Raw genomic sequence first — 25,672 nt, forward strand, 5'->3', positions numbered from 1 at the left:
GATTAAAAACTAAAGATCTACGGATGAAAAAACTTCTTGCGCTCATTGCCATGGCAGGATGTCTGCAGGCCTCCGCCCAAAGTTCCAAAGTACAGGAATACATTAATCAATACAGCGATCTCGCCATCAGGGAAATGATGAGAACCGGCGTTCCGGCATCAATTACGCTTGCCCAGGGAATAGTGGAATCTCAATATGGGCAGAGCATGCTCGTAAAAAATACGAATAATCATTTCGGCATAAAATGTAAATCCGATTGGACCGGCGCCACATTCAATTACGATGATGATGCTAAAGGTGAGTGTTTCAGAAGCTACAACAGTGGTGAAGAATCCTACATCGACCATTCAAATTTCCTGAAGAACCGGCCCAATTATACTTTTCTTTTTAAACTGGATCCGACAGATTACGAAGGCTGGGCAAAAGGTTTGAAGAAAGCGGGGTATGCAACTGAAAAAGATTATCCTCAAACCTTAATTGCCACCATCGTTCGCAATAATTTACAACAGTATTCACTGGTAGCTCTTGAGCGCATGAAAAAAGGCGGCGATATGCTGGCATCTAATACCAGTACAAACGCTCCTGCAGCCGCTGAAAAGAATACGGTTACTGAGCCCAAAAAAGAAACGCCGTTTGTAATAAACGGAGCCGCTAACAAAGAAGAAACGACTGCTAAGGCTGCAGAAGCAATTGAAAAAAATGCAGCAAATAGTGCTCCGGCGGTAAACAGAGAAGAACGTTATGCAAAAGTTGCCCAGACAACAGTGCAGCCGCCCTCCTATCCTACCGGCACATTTGCGATCAATTCTGCCAAAGTAATGTTTGCCCAATCCGGCACTTCGTTGTTTGCATTGGCTAACAACAACAATATTTCCTACAAAAAATTGCTGGAATTCAATGAATTATCTGACAACGACATTCTTGAGAAAGACCAGCTGATCTTCCTCGAAAAGAAAAGCAAGAAAGGATCCAAAGACTTCCATATAGTGGAACTGAACGAAACACTTGCGGATATAGCTCAAAAAGAAGGTGTATTACTGAAAAGCCTGACAGATTTCAATAGAATTGACAAAAACGCTCAACCGGAGACAGGCGAAAAAATCTATCTGAGACAAGCTGCTCCGCAAGCTCCAAGAGTGATTAAAGCCGAAAGAATTTCCAAATCATAATAAAAGTCTGCAACCAATAACGGTTTGCCGGCTTAAAATTCATTGATCTTTCCTGTTATTATCTGTTTTGACAATTGGTGAACGGATGGTAGCAGGAAAAATTTATACCCAAAAAGAAAGCACAAATGTCTAATCTTATACAAGTACACGACAAATTCTTTGAACCCTACTTAACTGAAAACGTGATCCAGGAAAAGATCCGTGAAATAGCCTGCCAGATCAGCGCGGATTATAAAGATAAAAGGCCACTGTTCATTGCAATTTTGAATGGCTCTTTCATGTTTTCCGCTGATCTTTTTAAATATTTGCCTATAGATGCAGAAATCTGTTTCATAAAGCTGGCGTCTTATAAAGGCACCAAATCAACCGGTCATGTTATAACGGCGATTGGACTTGATACAGATATCACCGGCCGTGATGTGATCATTCTTGAGGATATTATTGATACCGGCAAAACCATCACCCAGTTTTTACCTCAGCTGCAAAACCAGCAACCAAAATCCCTCAAAATTGCAGTTTTGCTTCATAAACCCGAAGCCACCGTATTTCCAGTAGACATTGATTATTGTTGTTTTTCCATTCCCGACAAATTTGTTGTTGGCTACGGTCTTGACTACGATGGACTAGGAAGGAATTTGCCACAGATTTACAGGCTGAAGGAAGAAGGAGCTTAAAGCCCAAAGCGTAAAGCTTAGAACTGAGGTTCATTTTTGATTACCGCAATAAACTTCGAGCAGCACTTTTTGTACTATTAACGTAATGAATTGTGCATTGAAACTACCGCGCTTGTAAAAACCGCGGCATTCCCGATACACCCGCGCTTCGATATACAAAGTTTTAAGCTTTGGGCCTTAAGCTTCCCCTGATCTTTTTTCCAAAATCTTGCTAATTGGCTCTCAACGAATAAATTATCGTATATTTAGAGTGACAATGAGCTGACTTTTGTTGCTGTAAAACCTTCATAGAGATCATCTGCAGTATAATTTGACAGCAAAACCGAGCGTTAGAATTACAATCTCCTTCTTCCTACTGAAAAGCGCTCTGCCAATATTTCGTTTCGAAAGGCCGGATATAGACAGCAACCTGATTGCCTTTTAGTTCACTTAAACAGAGCACTTTGAAAAAAATTCAGCTTGCCATTTTGCTGGGTTTATTCATTTCATCCGGTTTACAAGCCCAGTATTACCTTCGTGGTGAGGTTCACGACGAAGAAGGCAAGATCATGCCCAATGTTCGCATCAATCTCATTTCCAAAGGAGGCATGCTTTTTTATACTGGTACTGCCGGCACTTTCGGTATTCCGCTTTCTACCAGGAGAGATACAATCGTTCTGCGTTTTGATAAATACGAGGAAATAAGACAACAGGTTGAAGCTGATAAATTCCAGTCATTCTCCTTAAAACCACTAAAACCTGTTACGGTAGCACACAGACTGTCATCTCAAACAAAAAACCTTTCCAACCAAGTCATTAACAGAAGCTATTACAATAACGAAACGTACAATACCCTTGTCGAAAACAGCTTTGTTAATGCGGATAAATTTCCCGAAACAGGTTTTGCCCTGTTCACTGACCGGGCTTCTTACAGCAATATCCGGAGGTTTCTGAATATGAACGAAAAAGTACCGCCAGATGCGGTGCGCATTGAAGAAATGTTGAACTATTTCCAGTTTGCAACCGGCGATAAAGCCGCCAGCGACTCTCTGTTCAGCTATTCTTCCAAGCTTACAACCTCTCCGTGGGACGAAAACAAACAACTTTTGTATATCAATCTGCAGGCACCCAAAATAAAAACAGATAATGTAGAGCCTACCAACTTTGTTTTTCTTATTGATGTTTCAGGTTCTATGGATAAAGAGAACCGCCTGCCACTTATACAGACTGGTCTGAAACTGCTGGTGCAAAATCTGCGGGCGAAAGACTCCGTATCGATCGTTGTTTATGGCGGAAATGTGGGTATAAAGCTTCAACCAACTTCGGGCGCAGAGAAAAAGAAAATTGTCGATGTGATTGACGGACTGGTTGCCGATGGAGACACTCCTGGTGAAGCTGCAATAAAAACAGCTTACGACCTGGCTAAAAGATCTTATAACGCACATGGCAATAACCGCGTTATACTGGCGACCGATGGAGACTTCAATGTAGGACAAAGCTCTGAAGATGAACTGGAAAAGCTGATCACTAACAAAAGACAGGAAGGGATTTACCTGACATGCCTGGGGGTTGGTATGGGAAATTATAAGGACAGCAAACTGGAAACTCTTGCAAAAAAAGGCAACGGCAATTTTGCATACATCGACAATTACCAGGAAATAGAAAAAGTGCTTATTGAAGAGTTTACCAAAACAGTATATACGGTTGCAAATGAAGCATCGATGAATGTTTGCTTTAATCCTTCGCTTGTAAAATCTTACAGACTGATTGGCTACAATAATAAAATTGAAGCAATCAGCGATACCAGCAGCAACCTTGAGGGCGGTACAGTAGGGTCAGGACATTCGATAGTTGCTTTGTTTGAAATAACAAAATGGGATGGCGTTGACGAATCTACATGGAATGAAAGCGAAAATGTAGCAAGTATACATCTTCAGTTTAAGCCCTGCCGCGCCAAATATTTTGTACACCAGGATTTTAAGTGTACCAATACCTTGATAGATAATACGGACGCGAAATCCTGCGAAAAGCTCGCCACAGTGATCGTAATGTTTGGGCAATTGCTTAAACAGTCTCCTTATGCAGAATACACATGGAACGATCTGCTGAGGTTATCCAGCCTTTATGTTGATAGAAAATCAACATCAGAAAAAGAATTGGTGGCGATGATTGAAAAGGCGAATAAAATTTACACGGCTAAAAAGAAGAAGAAATTGTTTTAAAGAGACTATAGAGAAAGCACCCAACGTTTCGTTTGAGTGCTTTCTTTTTTATTTGACTCTATGCAGATTGAGATGCCGATCTAATTCTAATAGTGAACAGTTCAGTTTTTATTTAGCCGACGGCGGAGCCACTTCGTCACATGAATATTGGATGGTTCTTATTCCACCGTCAGAATCTGTAAGTTTATTCAGCTGACCAATAAATACATCCTGCCATCCCGGAGGAAATACATTTTTTCCGAAAGAGTTTGCCCAGCCACCGGAATTGAAATCATAAAACATTTCAGAAGCATTCTTGCTGTAATCCCTGTCTATTAGCATGAAAACCGAATTAAGTTGACGTGGGCTTTTTTTGGTCAGGTCGTATGTCAACAACCTTCCATATCCAAGATCAGCCAGGTCTTCATTGGAGTATGTATAATCATTCCATGGATTCAATTCAAGATTACCATTTTGATCATATTTATAGTTTCTGGTGCCATCGTTGATAACACGACCTGAATCATCAAGATGAAGCGTAAACTCGCCGGTTTGTACGATTGTATGCGCATCAGGATACGTGAAAGTATGATGAGCCAGCTGATTAGGATGATAAGAACTGGCTGTATTATACTCTATAAGCCTGCCTTGGCCATCATATTTAAAATAAGAATTCTGTGGCCCCCCGTTTATATTAAGAGAGAGGGCAGTATCCTTGCTAAAAGGTTTCCAGATGATGCTATCCAGCAATCCGCTTGCATTGTAATAAAATTTGCTGACAACGGGTATTTGCACCTGGTAGTCAATATTGCAATCTCCTGTTTGACAAGAGTCATAACCCGGATGGTAAATATCAAACTCTACTAGTTCTGTGGTACTTACTATCCTGCATGCAGGGGTTTCAGGTGGTTTCGGAGTGTGATCAATACAGTCAATAAGTTTTTTACAGCTAGTGGTTGAAAGAGCGGCAATAAGGGTTAGGCCAAGTAACAAGTTTTTTGATAGGTTCATAAAGTTTTTCTTTCAAAATACATTGTGCATTTTAAAAAATCAATATATCAGTTAGATTTTAATCTTAAAATCGTCGAAATGAAAGCGGAATATTTCAGTGCAATAAAGCGCCCATTTGCCGCCACTTAATTTTGCGATCCACCCGTCTTAAAAAAGTAAAACCCATCTTTATAGAAAGATGGGTTTATCAAAAGTGCTTTTTATCAGCAAGTACTAATCCTATTTCTTCGAAGGAGGTGTTTCTGTGCAAGCGTATTGTATTGACCGGTCACCCATGCCATAATACTCGCCTGTATAGGGCAGTTCATAAAACAATATATCCTGCCAACCCATTGGATAGTTATGATCAGGGCCACCGTGCCTTTGGGGGTATCCGTCCGCATTAAACTCAGTAAATAATTCCGACGGATTTTTACTGAAGTCTAAATCAAGAAACATGAACACCCAATTGAGCTGGCGTGGTGTTTTTTTATCCAATGTATAAGCCAGCCGTTTATATCCTAAGTAATCATCAACGTCTTCAACACTCCCCCAATCGAAATTATTGAAGGGATTGATTTGGAGATTGCCGTTGCTATCATATTCAAATGTGCGGTTTCCCGTAGAAATAACGCGCATAGAATCGTCTAACACAAAGGTTCCGCCCTTGTTATCCTTTATCGTGTGTGCATCGGGATAAGTGAAGGTTGTCCAATTTAAAGCGTTTATCGGCGTATTATCATAGCTATTTTTTGGCAAAACTCCAACTAACCTGTCTTGCGCATCATATCTAAAATAAAAATTATGGGGACCTTCAGAATTATGCCAGGTAACAGTAAAGTCGCCATAATTAGCTGGTACAGTATCTTTGCCGTAAGGTATCCAAACAATACTATCCGGATTCCCTTTTGCATTGTAATAGAATTTCTTAACAATAGGTAACTTCCTGGAAAAATCCTGTATGCTATTTGTATAAAAATCCACCATTTCGGTAGTGCTGATTATTTTACAGCCGGCAACAGTTGACTGGGCTCACCGGGTTTAGTTACACAGTCTATAAATTTTTTACAACTGGTTGTAGAAAGAGCGCCAATAAAGGTGAGGGCAAGTAGCAAGTTTTTTGAGAGGTTCATAAAGTTTTTCTTTCAAAATACATCGCGGTATTTTAAAACGCAATAGGTAAACATCACCTTTCAGATTAAAATCGGTAAACACGTCAGCGATTAAACTTATACAATTCAAATTCAATGTTATTTACATGAATTCGCCATTGGCCAACAAATAAAAAACCCCGCGATTTGCGGGGCTCATATACTAACTAAAGACTTCTTTTACCTTATCGAAAAAGCTTTTTTCGCCTTTTGCCGGTTGCGGCTTGAAGTTAGGGCTGTTGCTTAGTTTTTCAAGCATTTCCTTTTCTTCTGCCGTTACATTCTGAGGCGTCCAAACATTTACATGTATCAACTGATCGCCTTTTGCATAACCATTTACTTCAGGGAACCCTTTTCCTTTCAACCTGAATATTTTACCGCTTTGTGTGCCTGCAGGAATTTTAATTTTAGCTCTGCCATCTATGGTAGGTACTTCAACCTGTGTTCCAAACGCCGCATCAGGGAAAGAAATGTGTAACTCATAAGCCACATTTAAACCATCCCTTTGCAGTTCTTTATGTGCTTCTTCTTCAATCAGCACAATCAGATCACCAGGCATACCGCCACGCTCTCCTGCATTACCTCTTCCGGTCACATTTAGTTGCATTCCTTCCTGAACACCAGCAGGAATATCTATGGTTACTGTTTCTTCACCGTAAACACGTCCTTCTCCTTTACAAGAAGTACATTTTGCAGTTACTGTTGTTCCCTCACCATTACATGTTGGGCAGGTTGTAACAGTTTGCATTTGTCCGAGGAAAGTACTCGTTACTTTTCTTACCTGGCCGCTGCCTCCACAAGTGCTACAGGTTTGTACGCTTCCCTTGTCTTTTGCTCCGCTTCCACCGCAGGTATTACAACCAACGTACTTTTTAACCTTGATGCTTTTGGTAACACCTTTGGCAATTTCTTCATAATTCAATTTCAGCTTTACGCGCAGATTGCTGCCCCTAACACCGCGGGACCTTCCGCCTCCGCCACCTCTTCTTCCGCCACCGCCGAAAAAGCTGCCGAAAATATCGTCGCCAAATATGTCGCCAAACTGGCTAAAGATATCTTCCATATTAGCGCCGCCGCTAAATCCGCCACCGGTACCGGGACCGAATGCAGCATGACCGTAGCGGTCATATTTCGCCTTTTTGTCGCTGTCGCTTAGTACTTCGTAAGCTTCAGCAGCTTCTTTAAATTTTTCTTCTGCTTCTTTATCACCAGGGTTACGGTCAGGGTGATATTGCATGGCCACCTTGCGGTAAGCCTTTTTTATTTCATCTGCCGACGAGCTCTTGGATACGCCCAGAATTTCGTAATAATCTCTTTTCATGCACCTATCTCCTACCGGAGACCTTTTTATGATAAATATTTTGGAGTTGTACGTTTTGCGTTATAAGTTTTAAGTTTTCGAACCCAAACGCCTTTCTGTTCGCCTCGATAAACGTATAACGTACAACTTATAACTTACAACTACTTCCCTACTACTACTTTTGCAAACCTGATGATCTTGTCATTCAGGTAATATCCTTTTTGTACCTCGTCAATCACTTTTCCCTTTTGCGATTCATCGGGTACGGGAATTTCAGTGATAGCCTCATGCTTCTCCACATCAAATGGAGTATTTACACTATCCATCGGCTTTAAGCCCTTTGACTGTAAGGCACTTCTTAATTTATTAAACACCAATGACACGCCTTGTTTTACATGGTTAATGTCATTGTCTTTCTGCAATTGTTGCTCTGCACGGTCGCAATCATCCAGCACATCGAGCAAAGATGTAATAACCTCTTTTCCGGCCGTTTGAGTCTGTTCGATCTTTTCTTTCGCCGTTCTTCTGCGGAAATTATCAAACTCAGCCATCAGCCTCAGGTATTTGTCTTTTTGCTCAGCAAGCTCCGCTTTTGTCTTTTCCAGTTCAGTCTCGTCTGTCACAGGTTCACTTAAATGCGTGGTGCCTGCTGCATTTTCGTCAGCATTAATACTATAATCAGTCATTTCTGTTGCTCCGTTTCTATTATTTTGCGGCATTTCTTTTTCTTCCATAACTATACTTGTTAATGAATGTAATGGTCAAATTTTTTGCCAAGGTAACCGGTAGGAAAAATTGGCAGTAACCAGCATTTCCAAGATCACGAAGAATACTTAAATGTTACCGGCTAAGATGTTCTCACAAGGTATAGACCAAAGTTCTTTGCGGCTGCTTTTTTCATGCAGCAATTCAATAAAACCATCCTAAATTAAAAATTTCCAATATATTTTTCCAATGAAAAATCCCGTCATCCAATGGAGACGGGACTTTTCTGTATAAAAAATTAGAATGCTGTTTATACTTTGAAGTGCGAGAATGCCTTGTTAGCTTCAGCCATACGATGGGTGTCTTCTTTCTTTTTGAAAGCAGCACCTTCACCTTTGCTTGCAGCAACAATTTCATTAGCCAGCTTGTCAGCCATGGTACGTCCGTTTCTTTCGCGGCTGTAACGGATCAACCATTTCATGCTTAATGAAATTTTTCTGTCAGCACGAACTTCTGTAGGAATCTGGAAGGTTGCACCACCTATTCTACGGCTACGTACTTCTACAGCCGGAGTAACGTTGGATAATGCTTTTCTCCAAATTTCATAACCATCCTCACCAGTTGTTTTGCTTACTTTATCCAAAGCATTGTAAAAGGTAATGATAGCTGTGCTTTTTTTGCCATCCCACATCAGGTTGTTGATGAATCTTGTAACCTGTTTATCGTTGTAGCGTCCATCAGGAGCTAAAGGTAATTTCTTGGCTTGTGCTTTACGCATATCTCAAATATTCTTGTAACTAATTAAAATTATTTCTTGGCTTTTTCTTTTTTAGTACCATATTTAGAGCGGCTCTTCTTACGGTCTTTTACACCCGCAGTATCAAGACTACCACGCACAATATGATAACGAACACCCGGTAAATCCTTCACACGACCACCACGAATCAAAACGATGGAGTGCTCCTGCAAGTTGTGTCCTTCACCCGGGATATAAGCGATAACCTCTACTTTGTTAGTCAAACGCACTTTAGCTACTTTACGTAGAGCTGAGTTTGGCTTTTTAGGTGTAGTAGTGTAAACCCTTGTACATACGCCACGACGTTGAGGACATGCATCCAAAGCTCTTGACTTGCTTTTCGCCTTGATAATTTCGCGGCCTTTTCTTACTAATTGTTGTATTGTAGGCATTCTAAACCAATTATTTTTTCGGACGGCAAAGGTATGCACCTCACCTTTAAATTCCAAAAATTATAGAAAAAAATTGCGGAGGAGGTAGAAAACCTTCTCCGCGAGTATATTCTTTTTTGTGACGCAATATAGCATAAATACAATCTATCGACTTAATAATCAATAGATTAACCATCTTATATATTAAACAACCATCCGTGAACGTCTTCAGCTTTTCTTTCACGGATTGCAGTGAGCCGTTGCTTCACTTCATCTGCAATTTTATAGCTGGTGACATCGAACGTCATCGCATTGTCTTTATACTTTAGTTCCTTTACAGGAGCAATCACAGCGGCAGTTCCTGTTCCAAATACTTCCTGAACCTGGCCTTTTTTGTATGCTTCTACTATTTCGTCGATGCTGATCCTTCTCTCCTCCACCTTTATGCCCATGTCATTCAGGATAGTGATCACGCTGTCACGTGTTACGCCAGCCAGAATAGTTCCTTCTTCGAGGGAAGGTGTGATCGCCACATTGTTGATAACAAAGAACACATTCATCATGCCCACTTCCTGCAGCCATTTATGCTCAAATGCATCTGTCCATAATACCTGGTCATAGCCTTTTAACTTCGCATCGGTCGCAGCTCTGAGACTTCCTCCGTAGTTGCCTGCATTTTTTGAAAAACCTACACCACCGGGGGCTGCCCTTGTGTACTGTTCTTCTACCGCAATTTTCATTGGAGCGGCAAAATAAGGCCCTGAAGGGCTCAATATGATCATAAATTTATATGTCTCCGACGGCCTTACACCAAGCATTGCATCAGTCGAAAACATGAAAGGGCGTATGTATAAAGAATGTTCTTTTACTGCGGGGATCCAATCCTGATCAATTTCAATAAGCTGTCTCATCCCCTCGATAAAAATATCTTCGGGCACTTCAGGCATGTTCATTCTTTCAGCAGATCTGTTGAATCTTCTGAAATTGTCAAATGGACGGAAAATAAATGCGTTACCATCCTCATCCTTATAAGCCTTAATACCTTCAAAAATGGCCTGTCCGTAATGGATAGCTGCTAGCGAAGGCTCCAGCATCAACGGCTGGTAAGGTTTAATTTCAACAGATTTCCATTCGCCGTCGGCGTATTCTGCTTCCAGCATGTGATCGGTAAAGTATTTACCGAATGGAAGATTTTCCAGGCTAAGATCTTTTAACTTACTTCTTTCAGTTTTGGTGATTGTAATGTCTAATGCTTCGGTCATAACACTAAATTTGCTGCAAATAAAAACAAATAAATTAACTAACAACTGTTAATTATATTCATTCAATGATTCAATCATTACCACCATTTGTCCTCGCAGAACTTTATAAAGATGCGATTGTATTAACCAGTGATGTGGAGATTTCATCACAGAAGGAATTAGTGCAAGATACGATAAAAACGGCTACCCCTGTGGCAGAAAATGCAATTCAACCGGGAAAACGGTGGTATTTGGGAGAAAACAAAAAAAACATTTGCATTGTGGTAAATGATTCTGAAGCTGTATTTATAAATGATGACTGCCTTAATTTGCTGGGTGGAATTCTAAATGCCTGCAAGCTTAATCTGAGCGATGCGGCAATTATAAATTACAATCAAACGCCCTGCACATATGAAACGGTAAAGGAACATTTGCAACCAAAGCAATTGTTTATGTTTGATGTTTCTATGCAGCAAATGCAGCTTCCTTTCACAATTCCAAATTACCAGGTGCAGCAATTTGATAACTGCACATTCCTGGTGGCGCCTTCGCTTACAACAATGCTTCCCAATACCAACGAAGCTAAACTTGAAAAAAGATTTCTCTGGGACAGTTTGAAGCGAGTGTTTGGAATCTGAGCTTAAAGCCCAAAGCCTAAAGCTTAAAGCTGGTATTTGCCGCAGACCTGACACCTGACACCTGATACCTGAAACCTGACAACCTTACTAATTTTTAACCAAAGCTGAAAGCTCATAGCTGACAGCTGATAGCTATTAAATATGACACTTATCTTTGCTACCAACAACCAGCACAAGGTTGACGAAATAAGAAATGTTATTGGTGATAAGTTTAATCTTATTACCATGAAAGAAGCCGGTATTGATATTGATATTCCCGAACCTCATGACACGATTGCAGCCAACGCATCTGAAAAATCTTCAGTGATCCATAAGTTCACGAAAGAAAACGTGTTTAGCGAAGACACAGGCCTTGAGGTGTATTCACTTAATGGCGAGCCGGGTGTTAAAAGCGCCCGATATGCCGGGGAACACAAAAACTTTCAGCATAATATAGATAAGTTGCTCTTTAATTTACAGGAAAAGCATGACAGGAGCGCCCGTTTTATTACCGTGATCTCGCTTATCCTTGATGGGAAAGAACAGTTATTTGAAGGCATTTGCGAAGGCAAAATTCTTGAGGCTCAACGAGGATCCGGCGGCTTTGGATATGATCCTGTTTTTGTTCCTGACGGAAGCAATAAAACCTTCGCAGAAATGACAATGGAAGAAAAGAATGTATTCAGCCATAGAAGGAAGGCGACGGATAAATTGGTGGAGTTTTTGAAAAGCTTAGAGCCTAAAGCTTAAAGCTTAAAACTGGTTGTACGTTGTAAGTTGTACGTTTAAGAAAATAGCTTAAAGCCTAAAGCTTAAAACTAATTGTATATTCTCGTAATGAGCTTACTAGACAGAATGATGGAAAATTTTAATCAAACTTTCCATCATTCGCTACGATAAGCTTTGGGCTTTGAGCTTTAAGCTTTAAGCTACTGATTGTAAAAGAACCTTGAACGATTGATCTTAAGATCGCGCAGGATGCCTGACTTGGGATTGATGGAAATATTAAATGATTTGTAAGGACCGATGGGTGTTACATTGATCGCCATTTGCCAGCAGTGCATCTCACGCGTGATAAACATTGTTAGTGTTTGGATCTTGGCCGTTTTGAAATCGAAATAGGTGTTCCCACCTATCTTCCATTTAGGTGTCAGGCTGAAGTCTCCGTTAAGGCTGATGTTGGCTGTTGTATTGGTGACAAAGTTTTTATAATCTGCCGCAAGTATTCTTGAAAAATTCAATGCAAAAGACATCTGCACGTTCCAGGGAATATTAAAATCGACAAATTCTGCCGGGTTTTGCCTAACGTACTCCAGTTGACGCATCTGTTCATCGGGTGTTAACGTCTGATCAACAGGTATACCGGTTCCTCCGCTCTTGTCTTTATCATCTTTTGACTTGCTCTTGAATGAGGTTGAGATGGCTATGTTACCATTTGTGAACCGACCAATTTTGCCATCTTTCCAAAGCAATTTATCTACCCTCCTGCCAAAGCTATCCACGCCATAAGGATCAATATTTGCACCGGCCGTGATATTGACGGTATTAAATAATGTACTTCTTAAGGATAAAGCAATAGGCGACCATTTAAGGCTGTCTGCAAAAAAGTTATAACCACCGGTAACGCCTAACCCATCTATTAGTTTCACCTTCTTGGTGGCCTTTGCAGTGGTATCGCTTTTATCGTGAACTTTCATTTCCAGCAGGTTGTCAATACCGAAGTTAAACCCGCCAAACTGGCCTTCAGAATAGGAACCCATCACACCGCCATCGAACACCGACGCCCGTCTTGTATTTTTTGCCGTATCTATCTGAACATCATAAAAGTATTGATGAACGAGATCCGGCTTGTAGTTGGCACTTATAAAAGGTTTCACCTCATGCCTTATTGCCATAATACCTTTTGACTTAGGGAAGTTATAAGTACCGAAGATCCTTGTATTGGCAGACAGCCCGAAACTGGTTTCTCTTGCTGTATAAAACCCCCGGCTTATGGTAGTGTCGTTCTTATTGGTTTTATCGTTCCATTTTAACCTGATCTGCTGGCCATACCAACGCTCTCCGTAGCTGATGGATGGAGACACGATAAATGGTCCGAATGCAGGTAATGTCAGCGAAATAGGAATGTTGTGCTGTGCACCCCACTGTGTGGTATCAAGTATTTTCTGAAAATTGAACAGTGAATCGTAAAAAGAGGCTTGTGTTAACAGGTTTCCGTTATATGCTACACCAAGTTTCTCATACCATTTGGGCGTTCCCACCTGTTCTTTCTTTTGGAACGGATAGATAGTATTGGCAGTAAAGTTTACCGTTGGAAGATTTAATGTAACCAGCCTAGTATTGTTATTCTGGTTGTGGTTGGCACTAACAGATAACACGTATTTACCCTGATCCCATGTTTTACCATAAGTAATAGAAGAACTCAACTGGTTCTGAAAGTTCCTCATGGGGTTGTTGGTCACATATTTATTGTACTGCGTACTACCTGCGTTCACACTTGCAGAAAAACTCGTCCCCGGCCGCGCCCTGCTATCCATGGAGTGGCTCCATGTAATAAAGAAGTTCTGGCTGGTAGTAAATTCATCTTTTGACAAGCCGGAACGGTTAAGCAACTTTGTGTGCTGGATTGAAAAATTAAGCGCGCCCGTATACTTATATCTTTTATAATACTTGGGGTTAACATTAAGGCTCCATCCACCATAAGAATAAATGTTTCCCCTTGTAATAACATCAAGATTATCGTTGATCACTTTATAGTAGCCTAATCCTTCCAAACCCAGACCAAAATCTTCACTGGATGCGAATTGCGGCGGCAGCAAGCCTGAGTGCCTTCCCCTGCTTAAAGGAAATATACCAAACGGAATAGCGACAGGCATCGGCACGCCTTCAAATTCAGGAAACGCGGGACCTGATACAGCTATCTTATCATTAATGATCTTTACTTTTCTTGTGCGGAAAGCAAAGTGTGGCGTATCGAGATTACAGGTAGTAAATCGGGTTCTAAAACCAAATTCTACATTCTTATCAACTTTTTTCAACACATCCGCCTTTACAAACATATCGCCTTCCTGGTAGTAAGTATTTTTTACCAGGCCTCGCTGACTCTTCATATTAAAGATGATGGAATCGCTGATAGAAGTTGAGCCGCCTTGTGTAAACTTGGGCAGATTAAGTGCTCCCTTGGCGGTGTCTGTTCCCCCATATGCTTTGATAATATTTGTGGGCTGGTCGAAATTGATATTGGCAGCTTCCAGCTTCATGTCCTTATAATCCGTAGTAGCCTTACCGTAGAGATAAAATTGCTTTTTGGTAAGAACGAGCACTCCGGAGTCTTCAGCCGAATAGTTTACCGGTGCATCTAACGAATCTTTAGACATATTAATGGTGTCTATCTTCTGTTTAACAGTATCAGACGCATGCAAACTATCGATTGGATTACCTAAGGAATCGACCTTTTTCCTGGTGGTATCAGTCTTATTGATTGTATCCGTTTTATTAACCGTAGAGGTATCTGCAGGAGGCTTTTTACCGCCCTTCTTACGAAGTGTTGTATCCTGTTCCTCTGTTAATAATTTGAAAAATCGTTTATAGCTTTTACCCTTAGCTGTATTTTGGAGCGTTATGAGTATGCAAAGGCATACCGCAAGTCCGCAGATGATGGTTTTTGATTTAACTTTATAACGTTCGCGCATAAGGTTCGGGCAAAAATAGGGGTAATTGGATAAATGATTTGTGAAGAAATATCCTAAGGTTCATTTTATTATGTCTGGAAAAACACTTTTGATTCGTATTTTACTTGCTACGTTTTTATTCACCGGCACCCCGCTCATAAAAGTGAACGCGCAGGAGGTACTCAGGACTATTATTATTGATCCCGGACATGGCTTGCCAGACGGCGGCGCAGATGGCGAATACAGCAAAGAATCTGATATTTCGGTTGCCATCGGACTGAAGCTCGGCAAACAATTGCAACAGGTTCTCCCCAACACGCGGATCCTTTTTACACGTACGGACGAAAATCTTCCCAACGGTTTAAAAAACAAAAACGATGCACTTCGCTACCGTGCCAAAATGGCGAACGACAACAAGGGGGATCTTTTCATATCCATTCATTGTAACAGTACTTCAGGCACCCTTCACAAAGAAAAAACGGGATACACAACCGAGACTTATTATAAGGGAAAAGGCAAAAAAAAGAAAAAATACACCCGCAAGGTTCCTAAATATCGCTATTGGACAACCCCTAGCGACGCCGCAGGGACAGAAACCTACATTTGGGCAGTAGATAAAAACGAACAGAAAAAACAATATGTAAGCAACTACGAGCCTACCGGCGAGCAGGAAGACAGTGCCAGCACCGTTAACTTTTTTGACACACCGGAAGCCAAGATCCTTGCATCCTTGCGGACAAAAAAATATTTTGAAAAGAGTAAGATGCTGGCAGAATTGGTAGAGGCAGAATTTATTAAACAGGGAAGAATTTCCAGAGGAGCCCGCCAAAGGGATGATAAGGGCATTCTAGTACTTGCTGCAACCGCGATGCCGAGCATATTGGTCGAAACAGGATTTATTTCAAACCCGGATGAGGAAAAATACCTCAATAGTGAAAAAGGCCAGGATGAAGTGGCTTATGCGATCATGAGGGCGGTGCTGGCATATAAGGAAAATGTTGAGAAAGGATTGGGAGGAGCGACGACGGCGCGAAAATGACTTGGATTTGCTCCTGCGGGAGCATTTTGTCTGGACCGGGATTTGGGGGATTAGAGGATTGACGGGATTAATTGATTGGGATTGGGGGCTCCTTGAGGTGCCAAATTACTTGGACCAGGATTTGCGGATAGTGAGGGTTGACGGGATTTTTGAATTATTTGCCCGCGCCCTTTCAGGGCTTGCTGAAGTGAGGCTGGGTTGTTTTATAGGTGTCTGCAGTCCTTTTTTGATCTACATTCTCACTTCCACGCATTCATTTTCAATTCTCAATTTTCAGCTTTCAATTATATCACTCATTCGCACATCTGCAAATTCGCACATCTGCACATTCACACATTTGCACATTTCCCCTTCTTCAATTCTCCATTTTCAACTTTCAATTATTTTACTCATTCGCACATTTGCATATTCGCACATTCCCCCATCCGCACCTGCATTTTCAATTCTCCATTTTCAACTTTCAATTAATTAAGTTTTCTCTATAATTATCGCCATCCCCTGCCCCAGTCCAACGCACATGGTTGCGAGGCCATATTTATTATTGTCGTTGCGTTGAAGTTCGTGAACGAGCGTTGCGATAATTCTGGCGCCGCTGGAGCCGAGCGGGTTGCCGATGGCTAACGAGCCGCCATTTATGTTGATCTTGCCGGGATCTGCATCCAGTTCTTTGATGCATGCGAGAGAAGTAGCAGCAAAAGCTTCATTCAGCTCAATAACATCTATATTATTCATTTGAAGGCCTGCGCGCTTTAGCGCTTTATCAGAAGCAGGCACCGGACCAACGCCCATTATACCAGGATCGATTCCGGAAACGGCCATGCTTGTTATCCGGGCAAGAGGTTGCAAATTGAATATTTTTAGTGCCTCTTCGCTGGCTAGCAATACGGCGGCAGCTCCATCATTTAATCCTGAAGAATTACCAGCAGTAACGGTACCATCCTTTGCGAAGGCTGGTTTTAATGCGGACAATGTTTGCAAGGAAGTTTTGCGTGGCGGTTCATCACCAGAGATCCAACTGATCATCCTGTTATTCTCTATTTCGATGCCAACCATTTCATCTTCCCATTTACCAGCCTCCAGTGCGGCAAAATATTTTTGATGAGATTGCCATGCAAACAGATCCTGATCTTCACGGGAGATTTTCCAATGTTTGGCAACATTTTCTGCAGTCTCTCCCATTGAGTATGGATAATACATATCTGCCAACTGCTTATTGGTAAAACGCCAGCCAATGGTTGAATCAAACACGTCACTATTCCTGCTCCACGCGCCGTTTGTTTTGGGCATGATAAAGGGAGCTCTTGTCATGCTTTCTACACCGCCTGCTACATAAAATAATCCTTCACCGCACATAATAGCCCTTGCAGCATCCATTACGGACTGCATACCACTTCCACACAAACGGTTCACCGTATTACCAGCAACGCTTACAGGAAGGCCGGCAAGCAATGCAGCCATACGCGCCACATTACGGCAATCCTCCCCAGCCTGGTTGGCATCTCCAATAATAATATCTTCTATGGATTCTACATCAAACTCATTGCGCATCAATAAGGCTTTGAGTACTGAAGCCATTAAATCATCCGGTCTTATGGAACTTAATTTTCCTCCGTATTTTCCCACAGGAGATCTTACCGCGTCGACTATATAAGCTGGTTGCATGGCAGCAAATGTAGGAAAACAGACGGATGTACGATGTACGGTGTTAGGTGCCTGCCCGTACCGACGGTACGTTCGGGCGGGTACGATGTAGGCGAATCTTTGATTTAGGAATTAATAAGTACGAAGTACGAGTTACGAAGTACTTAGGTGAAACAGCTTCTTTTTTATTAGAGCGGTTGCAACTTGCGAAAATTATTATACCTGTACCTTACTGCTAAATACAGTCACTTATACCTCATTCCTCAAACCTTATGCCTCACACCTGATACCTGATACCTGCCCCCCTTTTCAATTTTCCATTAAAAAGAAAAAGGCTGCCGTTGCCGGCAACCTCTTTCTATTATCCAAAACATGAACATTTACTGTACGTTCTTTCTAACATCCCACCACATTTGCTGGCCCCAGAAATTGTCTTTCAGTTGAGCAACAGATGCTGCACTGTTTGTACCGTTCAATTTAGTTTCGTTATCAGGATAAGGATAACGGAAAGGTGCGCGGGTGTGACCAGGATATACTGAGCCTTTTGCTGCAGGCAGTGAAGGAACATCAGTTCTGCGGCTTTCAGCCCATGCTTCATGACCATCTTTGAATAAAGCGATCCATTTCTGCAGGTTGATCCTTGTTACATCGCCGTTGTATTTTACGTTAGCGCTGTTGATGTATGCGTTAACATCACCGGCCACTTCATTCTCATCCATTGAAGCCTTGATTCCCTTGTTGTAAGCATCGTTAGCTGTAACACCTACATTCCAACCGTTAGCAGCCGCTTCAGCTAAAATAAATTCAACTTCTGCGTAACGCATAAACGGAGTGAATCCTTGTTTGTTGTCGCGGAAACGAGCGCCGATTCTTGAATAAAGACCTAAAGAAGGTAATTTATCTTCATCAGGAATACCAATACCTACACCCCTGTAAACACCGTCAGTAGCAGGTTTAGCATATACATCCAATCTTGGATCTGAAAGGTTTTGCAAAGTATTGATCAAAACATCACTTACAGCGTGATCATCACGGCTGTTGTCGAATCTGTCGCTAGCCCAAGGCTCATTGTATGGTTTTCCTCCAGGCCAGTTGAAGAAGGCGTTATCATCATTGCTGGTGAAAATCGGGTTTTGTGAAGGATTGCCCATGATTTCTTCGATAGTTGCTTTTGCTGTAGCAGCATCAACTTTTGAAATGCGGATAGCAATTCTTAACCTGATAGAATTACAGAACTTGCGCCATTTAGCTACATCACCATTGTAAAGAAAATCACCAGAACCAAGTTCATCGGCAGAACCCTGAGCAAACAGGTCATTTGCTTTTTTCAGATTAGCCAATAACACCGGATAAATATCTTCCTGTTTGTCGTATTTCGGAGTGATTACACCAGAATCACCTTTCAACGCGTCAGAGAATGGAAGATCTCTCCATGTATCTGTGGCAATTTGTCCGATGAAAGACTGGAAAGTTAAAGCAGTTGCCTGCTGGTTAGCCTGACCACCTTTAATTGCTGCGTTGATGATCAGCTGAAGGTTCTTCATGTCGCGGTAAGTATATGTCCAATCATTCTGTACAGTTGAGCTACGGAACACGTAACGTGCTTCATCAATGTACTGGATCTTACCTAAATGACCGCCATAAGTTTCTGGCTCATTCATATTTCCCCACACGTCGTAAAGACCTGCAGCATAATCTTCCAAAGCAAAACCTAACAGGTTTGTAGAAGGCGCTGTTGAAGGGTTGTTCTGATTCTGGTTTATATCTTCAAAGCTCTTTGTACAGGAAGCTAAAGAAGCTACAGCTATACAACCAGCTACTAAATAATTCAATTTCATTTTCATTTATTTTTTTGTGATGACACGCTGCAAGCGGGGTCGCAGCATGTCATACATGAATTAGAAGTTTACGTTCAGCTTAACACCAACGCTACGGGTTGAAGGAATCTGGTATTCTTCGATACCAATTGAGCTGATATCTGTACCGAAAGCAGTTTCTGGATCGATATGCGCTTTGTTTGATTTTGAAACAGCTAACAATGCTACGTTGTGGCAGAATACTGATAAACCAGCACCTTTCAACCAACCGATTTTAGAGACAACTCTTGCAGGCAGGTTATAGCCCAATTGGATCTGGCGAAGTTTAATGTAGCTACCGTCCATGATATCGAACTGAGTACCAGAAGAAGCTCCATCATAAGAAAGATATTTGAAAGCTTTATCAGCAGATACAACGATGTCGTTAGGAGTACCGTCAGCTTTCACAACTTTCTCACCACCTAAAACATCTTTACCAACTACTAAGCCTTTTTCACGAATGTTGCCTGCAGCAGTGTATTCAAGAATACCTGTGTTAGCACCGAACATATCAGTAACACTGTACAGATCGCCACCTTTTCTAACATCAATTAAAAAACTGAAGTTGAAGTTGCGGTATGTAAAGCTGTTGTTAATGCCGCCCATCCAATCAGGAGTAATGTTTCCGATAGGTTGTGCTTTATCAAACAACGGCAGACCGTTTGCATTTACAACAATAGCACCTGTTTTGCTGTCTCTGTGGTAAGCAGCACCTCTAATCACACCAAAAGGCTGGCCGGGGATCGCATCAATTGTCGTAGCCCATGCATTTGAAAGGTTCAGGCTAGCCAATGATTGTTTAGTAACAGGATCAGTATATAATGCAGCTACATTGTTTTTGTTCTTAGACCAGTTGAAAGTCATATCCCAGTTAAGGCCGCTGTGTGTGCGAAGGATACCAAGGTTTAATAACACTTCCACACCTTTGTTCTGTAGCTCACCAGCATTTACGAACACGCTGCTTGCTCCTGATGCAGTAGAAATACTAACCGGCATGATCTGATCAACAGTTTTCTTGCTGTAGTAAGTCGCATCAAGATTCAACCTGTTGTTTAAGAAGTGCAACTCGATACCAGCTTCGTTACTCGTTGTCATTTCTGGTCTCAGGTTCTGTGGAGCAAGTCTGCTGTTAGGACTGTACAATGTAGTTCCGTTGAAAGTGTTTGCAGAAGCAACGAAAGTATTTTGTAACTGAGCAGCTGTTGTTGCACTACCTACCTTAGCCCAGCTTGTTCTGATTTTACCATAATTAAGTATAGAAGAATTAATACCCAATGCATCTGTGAAGATCCAGCTTAAACTAGCTGAAGGGTAGAAATAAGACCAATTGTTGCTGGGTAATGTAGAGCTCCAATCATTTCTTGCAGTTACATCAAGATATAACCATGATTTGTAACCTAACGAACCCTGAGCAAATACGCTGTTTGAGCGGATATGATCCTGGTAAGAAGTATTTGTTGGAGCACCTTTAGCATTTGTAATTGTGAAGAAGTCAGGAACTGTAAGATCGTTTGCAGTAACTGAAGTTGTGCGTGATCTTACATCTCTGTAGTTAGCACCAGCAGTATAGTTCAAAGAAAAATCTTCGCTTAATTTACCGCCACCTGTAAACATCAGGTCAGCGTTAAGTTCATTCGCATAAAGATTCCATTCTGTGAACTGGCCACCCTGGCCAGACTGGAAGTTAGCAGTTGCTAAACTTGAAGTGATCTGTTTGCGGTACTCACTTGACCAGTCGTTACCAACTCTTACCATTGCATTGAACCACTTGTTGAAGCTGTAAGAAGCACTGGTATAACCGATGATCCTGTCTTTTGTTCTTGAATTAAGATTTTTGTAAACAGACATGTAAGGGTTATCGTGATAGTTAAGGTTCCAGTTGTAAGGGGCGCCGGTAGCAGGGAATAATGGGTTTACCATCATTTTCTGCCAGTTAGCCTTCAGATCCATTACATCCACCTGGCGACCAAACCAACTGCCTAAAGATTGCAGCGGGTTAAATTCGTTATAGCCCTGGCCAATCAGGTTTTTGTTATCAGTTCTTACATAGTTGATCATCGCATCAATCTTTAATTTGTTGGTAAGATTCTGAGATGTGTTTAACTGAACTGAATATTTTGTTTGATCAGTATTAGGAATAGTACCATTTTGTTGCTGACTGCTCAAAGACAACCTGGTGCTTCCTTTATCCGAATTAGAAGTTAATGCTACGTTGTTGTTGAAAGTGTTACCTGTAACAAAGAAGTCTTTAACGTTGTTTGGATGAGAGATCCATGGAGTAGCAGTTCTATTGCCATTTGCATCAAGCGGGCTGTTGTACTGAGGCAGTTTTAAACCGATATCCAAACGAGGACCCCAGCTTTCATCCACACCATCATTCACACCACCACCAGCACCATCAACATATGCAAAGCCATTTTGCAAAGCCCAATCCTGGTAGCTTAAAGGACTTGGAGTAGAAGCAGCATACTGATTGTACCAGTATTCGCTACCTGTGGAACCCTGTCCGTATTTGTTCTGGTATTTAGGCAGAATGTACTGGTTGTCGAAAGAATAACCACCAGAATAAGAAACGCCGATACCCTTCTTTGAAGATTTACCTGTTTTTGTTGTGATCAGTATAACGCCATTTGCAGCCCGATAACCGTACAATGCAGCAGCATTTGCGCCTTTAAGAATTGAAATAGAAGCGATGTTCTCAGGATCAATGTCCTGGATACCGCTACCATAGTCAACCGCAGTTTGTGTATTTGTACCACTGTTCCTTAAAGCACCAGGCGTTACAGAAGTAGCACCATTGCTGATGGGAACGTTATCTACTACAATCAAAGGCTGGTTTGAGCTGAAAGAGTTGTAACCTCTCAGGATGATGCTTGCGCTTGCACCAACTGCACCACCCGTGTTGGTAATCTGCACACCCGCAGCCTTACCGGTTAAGGAGTTCAACACGTTGTTTTCAGTTGTTTGTGTCAACTCTTCACCTTTTACCTCCTGCATAGCGTAACCAAGCGCTTTCTTTTCTCGTTTAACACCAAGCGCTGTCACAACAACTTCGTTAACGATGTTCGCCTTTGCACTTAGCATAACAGGGTAGTCGTCATCGTCGCCTACAGTAACTTCGATATTGTCAAAGTTGATTGCGGAGATAACCAGTACATCTCCTTTTTTGGCGGAAATGGTAAAGCCACCATTGGCTCCTGCCATGGTTCCTTTTTTAGAGCCCTTGATAGTAACAGTAGCGCCTTCAACCGCCTGACCGTTTTTATCGAGCACTTTACCCGTAATTGATTTGGGAGTTTGAGCCAATGCCAGAATAGAGCACAGCATTAGCAGCATAAGCATGCTTACGATTTTTCTCATGTGATTATTTTTCATTGGTTAGCGGATCTGCAATTCAGTATTTTTCAAACTGCAAAGCCAATTAACAATTTTGAGGCAATTTAAATGAAAATTTAACCAATTTATAATGTCATTTTAATATTTCTATTTATAATATATTAAATCCACAGCGTGAAATATTTCAATGTCAAAAACTAACAAAAATTCGCATTCATTTTCTGCATAAAGCCGATACCGTTATTAAGCTTTTTTTCACTTTTTGTGTCACAACCCCCACAAAATAAAAAGGCTGCCCTGGAAAGGACAGCCCATCACATAAGAAATAAGAAAATGTTTAATCTCTTGCTCTCAAAAATGTTAAGGTATCGGTGGCCAACCTTGCAGAAGGACCAGCACCCCAAGTGAAAGAGATATAAAATGTTTTAGAAGCCACGTCGTAATGAGAGGCATACCCTGGAGCGTTATATATTCCACCGCTGCTGCTCATCGTAACATCATATTTATCAACTGAAGGCTTAACATCTACAGAAATAAGAGGATTACCAACCCCTACACCGCTTCCATTACCCCATACCTGCAGATCTCCAAACTGAACGCTTGTTGCTCCCATTGTTTTCAGATCCATTTCGATCGGCTTAAAATATCCTGTAAGATTAGCATCCCCTCCTCTCAAAGCATATCCTTTCATTTGGTAGACACCATCAAATTGGTTGCGAAGTGCAAATGCATATAATGCAGCACCAAAATTTCCACTGATAGGCGTATTGTTTGATACAGCTGTAATTTTTAATGGTAGCGCGTAATTTACAGTAAAGTCAAAAGCTTCAGTTCTCTTGATGGTTACTTTAATCTGGGTTACCTGAGCTCCTTTTTTAATAACAGCTGTTTTAGGAAAGCTGAATAGTTCTGCAGGTGGCATAATATGATCTGTGCCAGTTAACAAAGTTTCATCAAGATCCAATGTTACGGTAATATCCTCTCCGGCAACTTTTGCTCCTGAATAGCTAAGGTTTACATTGAAGGTTGCTGTGTCGCCAACTGCAATTGAACCAAGATCACTTGCAAAACCGATTTGATCTCCATAATGCTGTACAGCACCAGTGTTGCCAAACTCAACTACATTGTTAGAGTCGTCAGGGTTAAAGCTCGGAGCCTCTTTTAAACATGACGCCAGACCTGTAATACCAATCAGGAGCGGCAATACTTTTATAATTATTTTTTTCATCGTTTTAGTTTTTAATTGTGCCGGTCAGAGGTTGTTAAACATAACCGGCTTTATTTTAAAATCCTTTTTATATCAAACTCACTATTGCTTTGCCCAGAAAATGAATGATGTAAACGGAGTGATGTTTGTTGGCACGTGCTCTGGATTATAAGAATTCTCCGACGAAGGATACTGAATCCTTGTTGGTAATTTATCAGGCCTTGTGCTGGTTGACTGTGTAGAAGCGAACGTTAACAACGGATCGCTTGAGCCATTTACAATTTTAGGATACTGAGTTCTGCGATACTCGTTCCATCCTTCATTACCATTGATGAAGTTCAATGCAATATATTTTTGTGTAATGATCGCTTCTAACTGCTGATCTTTTGTTGTAGCAAGATCGTAGTGAACTAAACGGCTGGTAGGATTATTATCGAAATAAGCATCTGCGTCAGCAGTATAGTTCCAGTTGTTCATATCATAACTTCCATCAAGAAGCTTGTACAAATATTTGAACGAAGAACGTATACCTGCTTCAAATAATACTTGCGTATTTGTTTCTGCTGTAAGACCGTTTAAACCAGCTTCTGCTCTTAAGAAATAAGCTTCTGCTGCAGTAATGATAGGCTGTCCCTGAGATGGTCCTTTTAAGATGCCTACACCGCCTTCCTGTTTAGAGTTCCATGCACCGTCTGATGGTGATGAAGGTGTGCTGCTGCTCAAATTACCTAACTGGTTAGATGCCGTATTAGGGAAGCTGTAGTAGATAGCATAACCCCTGTAGTCATCCAGTTTTCTTCCGTCATAGAAAGACAAGATCCATTTTGTAGGTATCCATGCCCTGTTTGCAGCAGTACCTGTATAGTCTGATACCCAGCTGTTCCATTGAGGGTTTTGTTTACCGTTATCTTTAATGTAACCAGGGTTTACAATAGCATCATCAGTTAAGAAACCTGCTGGATCAAAAGTTTTGTTAGCCAGGTTAATTTTTCCCTGTCCGTGAATCATGAGACGCAGCTTCACAGTGTTAGCAAATTGAAGCCATTTGTTCATATCACCTTTGAACATTACGTCAGCTTTGTCTAAAGCCACAGCATTTGAATTATTCTGACCGGCTTTAATTGAAGCAATAGCAGAATCCAGTTGATTACCAAGGCTTACATAAATGTCCTCAGCTTTGTCATAAGCCGGAGTAAGTTTGTTAATGCCTTTTAATGCCTGAGAATATGGAACATCATTATAAGTGTCTACCAACACCTGGAAGTCCATTGCCTTCATAATTCTGGCAGCACCATTAAAGAAAGCGTAATCGGGTAATGTGTCTGTATTATCAAGTATATACTGATAATCTTCCAGGTTATCATAAACGCTAGACCATAAGTTTCCGAAATCAGATGCAGAAAAGCTATATGTTACGGCAGGACCAAAGCCGCTATAACCACCGGCATTTGCCTGGTAGCCACCTAGCTGAGACCCCATTGAGTTATACGCATTGGTAACTGAAGCAGTTGCCGTCAATGCCTGTGGCAGGATCAACTCAGGAGTAGAGCTTGTTGCCGTGTTTGGATTCTGGTTTATATCAAGATATTTTTTACAAGAAGTGCTTATCGCAAACACTCCCATAAAAACTATGTATGCTAATTTTTTCATGTGTAATTTTTTAAACTCATCTCTGTACTTCCTGAATCAATCACACACACAGAGATAATTATTTTCGAATACAGTGTT

The 25,672-nt window shown here is 41.3% G+C and carries 19 protein-coding genes; 6 read left to right on the top strand and 13 right to left on the bottom strand.

The window, feature by feature from the left end:
* Positions 1 to 23: 23 nt before the first annotated feature.
* From QTN47_RS09035 to QTN47_RS09045, 3 genes are all read left to right on the top strand, one after another.
* A complete protein-coding gene (locus QTN47_RS09035; protein ID WP_369329029.1) occupies positions 24 to 1,169 on the top strand; it encodes a glucosaminidase domain-containing protein in 1,146 nt (381 codons plus the stop codon).
* A 125-nt stretch (positions 1,170 to 1,294) separates the two neighbouring features.
* Positions 1,295 to 1,843, top strand: coding sequence for a hypoxanthine phosphoribosyltransferase (gene hpt / locus QTN47_RS09040; protein WP_369329030.1), 549 nt, complete (start codon positions 1,295 to 1,297; stop codon positions 1,841 to 1,843).
* A gap of 443 nt (positions 1,844 to 2,286) precedes the next feature.
* Positions 2,287 to 4,044 carry a vWA domain-containing protein gene (locus QTN47_RS09045; protein ID WP_369329031.1) on the top strand — a complete coding sequence of 586 codons (1,758 nt, stop codon included), beginning with the start codon at positions 2,287 to 2,289 and terminating at the stop codon, positions 4,042 to 4,044.
* 108 nt (positions 4,045 to 4,152) lie between these two features.
* On the opposite strand, the gene QTN47_RS09050 is transcribed toward QTN47_RS09045, so the two are convergent.
* From QTN47_RS09050 to QTN47_RS09080, 7 genes are all read right to left on the bottom strand, one after another.
* On the bottom strand, positions 4,153 to 5,034 hold the full coding sequence (locus tag QTN47_RS09050) for a hypothetical protein (protein ID WP_369329032.1): 882 nt from the start codon (positions 5,032 to 5,034) through the stop codon (positions 4,153 to 4,155).
* A 219-nt stretch (positions 5,035 to 5,253) separates the two neighbouring features.
* Positions 5,254 to 6,000, bottom strand: coding sequence for a hypothetical protein (locus tag QTN47_RS09055; RefSeq protein ID WP_369329033.1), 747 nt, complete (start codon positions 5,998 to 6,000; stop codon positions 5,254 to 5,256).
* A gap of 327 nt (positions 6,001 to 6,327) precedes the next feature.
* Entirely contained in the window at positions 6,328 to 7,485 is a 1,158-nt protein-coding gene (gene dnaJ / locus QTN47_RS09060; RefSeq protein WP_369329034.1) for a molecular chaperone DnaJ, read from the bottom strand.
* Between the two features lie 140 nt (positions 7,486 to 7,625).
* The gene (locus QTN47_RS09065) at positions 7,626 to 8,198 is read right to left on the bottom strand and encodes a nucleotide exchange factor GrpE (protein ID WP_369329035.1); all 573 of its coding nucleotides are present in this window, start codon (positions 8,196 to 8,198) and stop codon (positions 7,626 to 7,628) included.
* A gap of 281 nt (positions 8,199 to 8,479) precedes the next feature.
* Positions 8,480 to 8,947, bottom strand: coding sequence for a 30S ribosomal protein S7 (gene rpsG / locus QTN47_RS09070; RefSeq protein ID WP_369329036.1), 468 nt, complete (start codon positions 8,945 to 8,947; stop codon positions 8,480 to 8,482).
* A 29-nt stretch (positions 8,948 to 8,976) separates the two neighbouring features.
* Complete coding sequence (gene rpsL / locus QTN47_RS09075; RefSeq protein WP_217791970.1) at positions 8,977 to 9,357, bottom strand: 30S ribosomal protein S12; 381 nt, start codon at positions 9,355 to 9,357, stop codon at positions 8,977 to 8,979.
* A 176-nt stretch (positions 9,358 to 9,533) separates the two neighbouring features.
* On the bottom strand, positions 9,534 to 10,598 hold the full coding sequence (locus tag QTN47_RS09080; protein ID WP_369329037.1) for a branched-chain amino acid aminotransferase: 1,065 nt from the start codon (positions 10,596 to 10,598) through the stop codon (positions 9,534 to 9,536).
* A gap of 65 nt (positions 10,599 to 10,663) precedes the next feature.
* On the opposite strand from QTN47_RS09080, the gene QTN47_RS09085 reads away from it, so the two are divergent.
* A complete protein-coding gene (locus QTN47_RS09085; RefSeq protein ID WP_369329038.1) occupies positions 10,664 to 11,215 on the top strand; it encodes a hypothetical protein in 552 nt (183 codons plus the stop codon).
* A gap of 141 nt (positions 11,216 to 11,356) precedes the next feature.
* The gene (rdgB, locus tag QTN47_RS09090) at positions 11,357 to 11,944 is read left to right on the top strand and encodes an RdgB/HAM1 family non-canonical purine NTP pyrophosphatase (protein WP_369329039.1); all 588 of its coding nucleotides are present in this window, start codon (positions 11,357 to 11,359) and stop codon (positions 11,942 to 11,944) included.
* Between the two features lie 179 nt (positions 11,945 to 12,123).
* Here rdgB and QTN47_RS09095 read toward each other — a convergent pair whose 3' ends face one another.
* Positions 12,124 to 14,886 (bottom strand): putative LPS assembly protein LptD, encoded by a 2,763-nt coding sequence (locus QTN47_RS09095; RefSeq protein ID WP_369329040.1) that lies wholly within the window; start codon positions 14,884 to 14,886, stop codon positions 12,124 to 12,126.
* 70 nt (positions 14,887 to 14,956) lie between these two features.
* Between QTN47_RS09095 and QTN47_RS09100 the strand changes: the two genes are divergently transcribed.
* Entirely contained in the window at positions 14,957 to 15,904 is a 948-nt protein-coding gene (locus QTN47_RS09100) for an N-acetylmuramoyl-L-alanine amidase family protein (protein ID WP_369329041.1), read from the top strand.
* 468 nt (positions 15,905 to 16,372) lie between these two features.
* Here the strand turns inward: QTN47_RS09100 and QTN47_RS09105 are convergent, their stop codons facing one another.
* The 5 genes from QTN47_RS09105 to QTN47_RS09125 form a co-directional block, all read right to left on the bottom strand.
* On the bottom strand, positions 16,373 to 17,566 hold the full coding sequence (locus QTN47_RS09105; protein ID WP_369329042.1) for a thiolase family protein: 1,194 nt from the start codon (positions 17,564 to 17,566) through the stop codon (positions 16,373 to 16,375).
* A 359-nt stretch (positions 17,567 to 17,925) separates the two neighbouring features.
* On the bottom strand, positions 17,926 to 19,383 hold the full coding sequence (locus QTN47_RS09110; RefSeq protein WP_369329043.1) for a SusD/RagB family nutrient-binding outer membrane lipoprotein: 1,458 nt from the start codon (positions 19,381 to 19,383) through the stop codon (positions 17,926 to 17,928).
* A gap of 60 nt (positions 19,384 to 19,443) precedes the next feature.
* Entirely contained in the window at positions 19,444 to 22,761 is a 3,318-nt protein-coding gene (locus QTN47_RS09115; protein ID WP_369329044.1) for a SusC/RagA family TonB-linked outer membrane protein, read from the bottom strand.
* A gap of 313 nt (positions 22,762 to 23,074) precedes the next feature.
* Complete coding sequence (locus tag QTN47_RS09120) at positions 23,075 to 23,965, bottom strand: DUF1735 domain-containing protein (protein ID WP_369329045.1); 891 nt, start codon at positions 23,963 to 23,965, stop codon at positions 23,075 to 23,077.
* Positions 23,966 to 24,046: 81 nt separating this feature from the next.
* Positions 24,047 to 25,594 (bottom strand): SusD/RagB family nutrient-binding outer membrane lipoprotein, encoded by a 1,548-nt coding sequence (locus QTN47_RS09125; RefSeq protein WP_369329046.1) that lies wholly within the window; start codon positions 25,592 to 25,594, stop codon positions 24,047 to 24,049.
* Between the last annotated feature and the right edge of the window lie 78 nt (positions 25,595 to 25,672).

The organism is Danxiaibacter flavus, assembly GCF_041060425.1.
GTDB lineage: Bacteria > Bacteroidota > Bacteroidia > Chitinophagales > Chitinophagaceae > Danxiaibacter > Danxiaibacter flavus.

Coding starts and splice junctions, on each gene's coding strand:
- QTN47_RS09035 (WP_369329029.1), top strand. CDS start 24: ATGAAAAAACTTCTTGCGCTCATTGCCATGGCAGGATGTCTGCAGGCC.
- hpt (WP_369329030.1), top strand. CDS start 1,295: ATGTCTAATCTTATACAAGTACACGACAAATTCTTTGAACCCTACTTA.
- QTN47_RS09050 (WP_369329032.1), bottom strand. CDS start 5,034: ATGAACCTATCAAAAAACTTGTTACTTGGCCTAACCCTTATTGCCGCT.
- QTN47_RS09055 (WP_369329033.1), bottom strand. CDS start 6,000: ATGGTGGATTTTTATACAAATAGCATACAGGATTTTTCCAGGAAGTTA.
- dnaJ (WP_369329034.1), bottom strand. CDS start 7,485: ATGAAAAGAGATTATTACGAAATTCTGGGCGTATCCAAGAGCTCGTCG.
- QTN47_RS09065 (WP_369329035.1), bottom strand. CDS start 8,198: ATGGAAGAAAAAGAAATGCCGCAAAATAATAGAAACGGAGCAACAGAA.
- rpsG (WP_369329036.1), bottom strand. CDS start 8,947: ATGCGTAAAGCACAAGCCAAGAAATTACCTTTAGCTCCTGATGGACGC.
- rpsL (WP_217791970.1), bottom strand. CDS start 9,357: ATGCCTACAATACAACAATTAGTAAGAAAAGGCCGCGAAATTATCAAG.
- QTN47_RS09080 (WP_369329037.1), bottom strand. CDS start 10,598: ATGACCGAAGCATTAGACATTACAATCACCAAAACTGAAAGAAGTAAG.
- QTN47_RS09085 (WP_369329038.1), top strand. CDS start 10,664: ATGATTCAATCATTACCACCATTTGTCCTCGCAGAACTTTATAAAGAT.
- rdgB (WP_369329039.1), top strand. CDS start 11,357: ATGACACTTATCTTTGCTACCAACAACCAGCACAAGGTTGACGAAATA.
- QTN47_RS09095 (WP_369329040.1), bottom strand. CDS start 14,886: ATGCGCGAACGTTATAAAGTTAAATCAAAAACCATCATCTGCGGACTT.
- QTN47_RS09100 (WP_369329041.1), top strand. CDS start 14,957: ATGTCTGGAAAAACACTTTTGATTCGTATTTTACTTGCTACGTTTTTA.
- QTN47_RS09105 (WP_369329042.1), bottom strand. CDS start 17,566: ATGCAACCAGCTTATATAGTCGACGCGGTAAGATCTCCTGTGGGAAAA.
- QTN47_RS09110 (WP_369329043.1), bottom strand. CDS start 19,383: ATGAAATTGAATTATTTAGTAGCTGGTTGTATAGCTGTAGCTTCTTTA.
- QTN47_RS09115 (WP_369329044.1), bottom strand. CDS start 22,761: ATGAGAAAAATCGTAAGCATGCTTATGCTGCTAATGCTGTGCTCTATT.
- QTN47_RS09120 (WP_369329045.1), bottom strand. CDS start 23,965: ATGAAAAAAATAATTATAAAAGTATTGCCGCTCCTGATTGGTATTACA.
- QTN47_RS09125 (WP_369329046.1), bottom strand. CDS start 25,594: ATGAAAAAATTAGCATACATAGTTTTTATGGGAGTGTTTGCGATAAGC.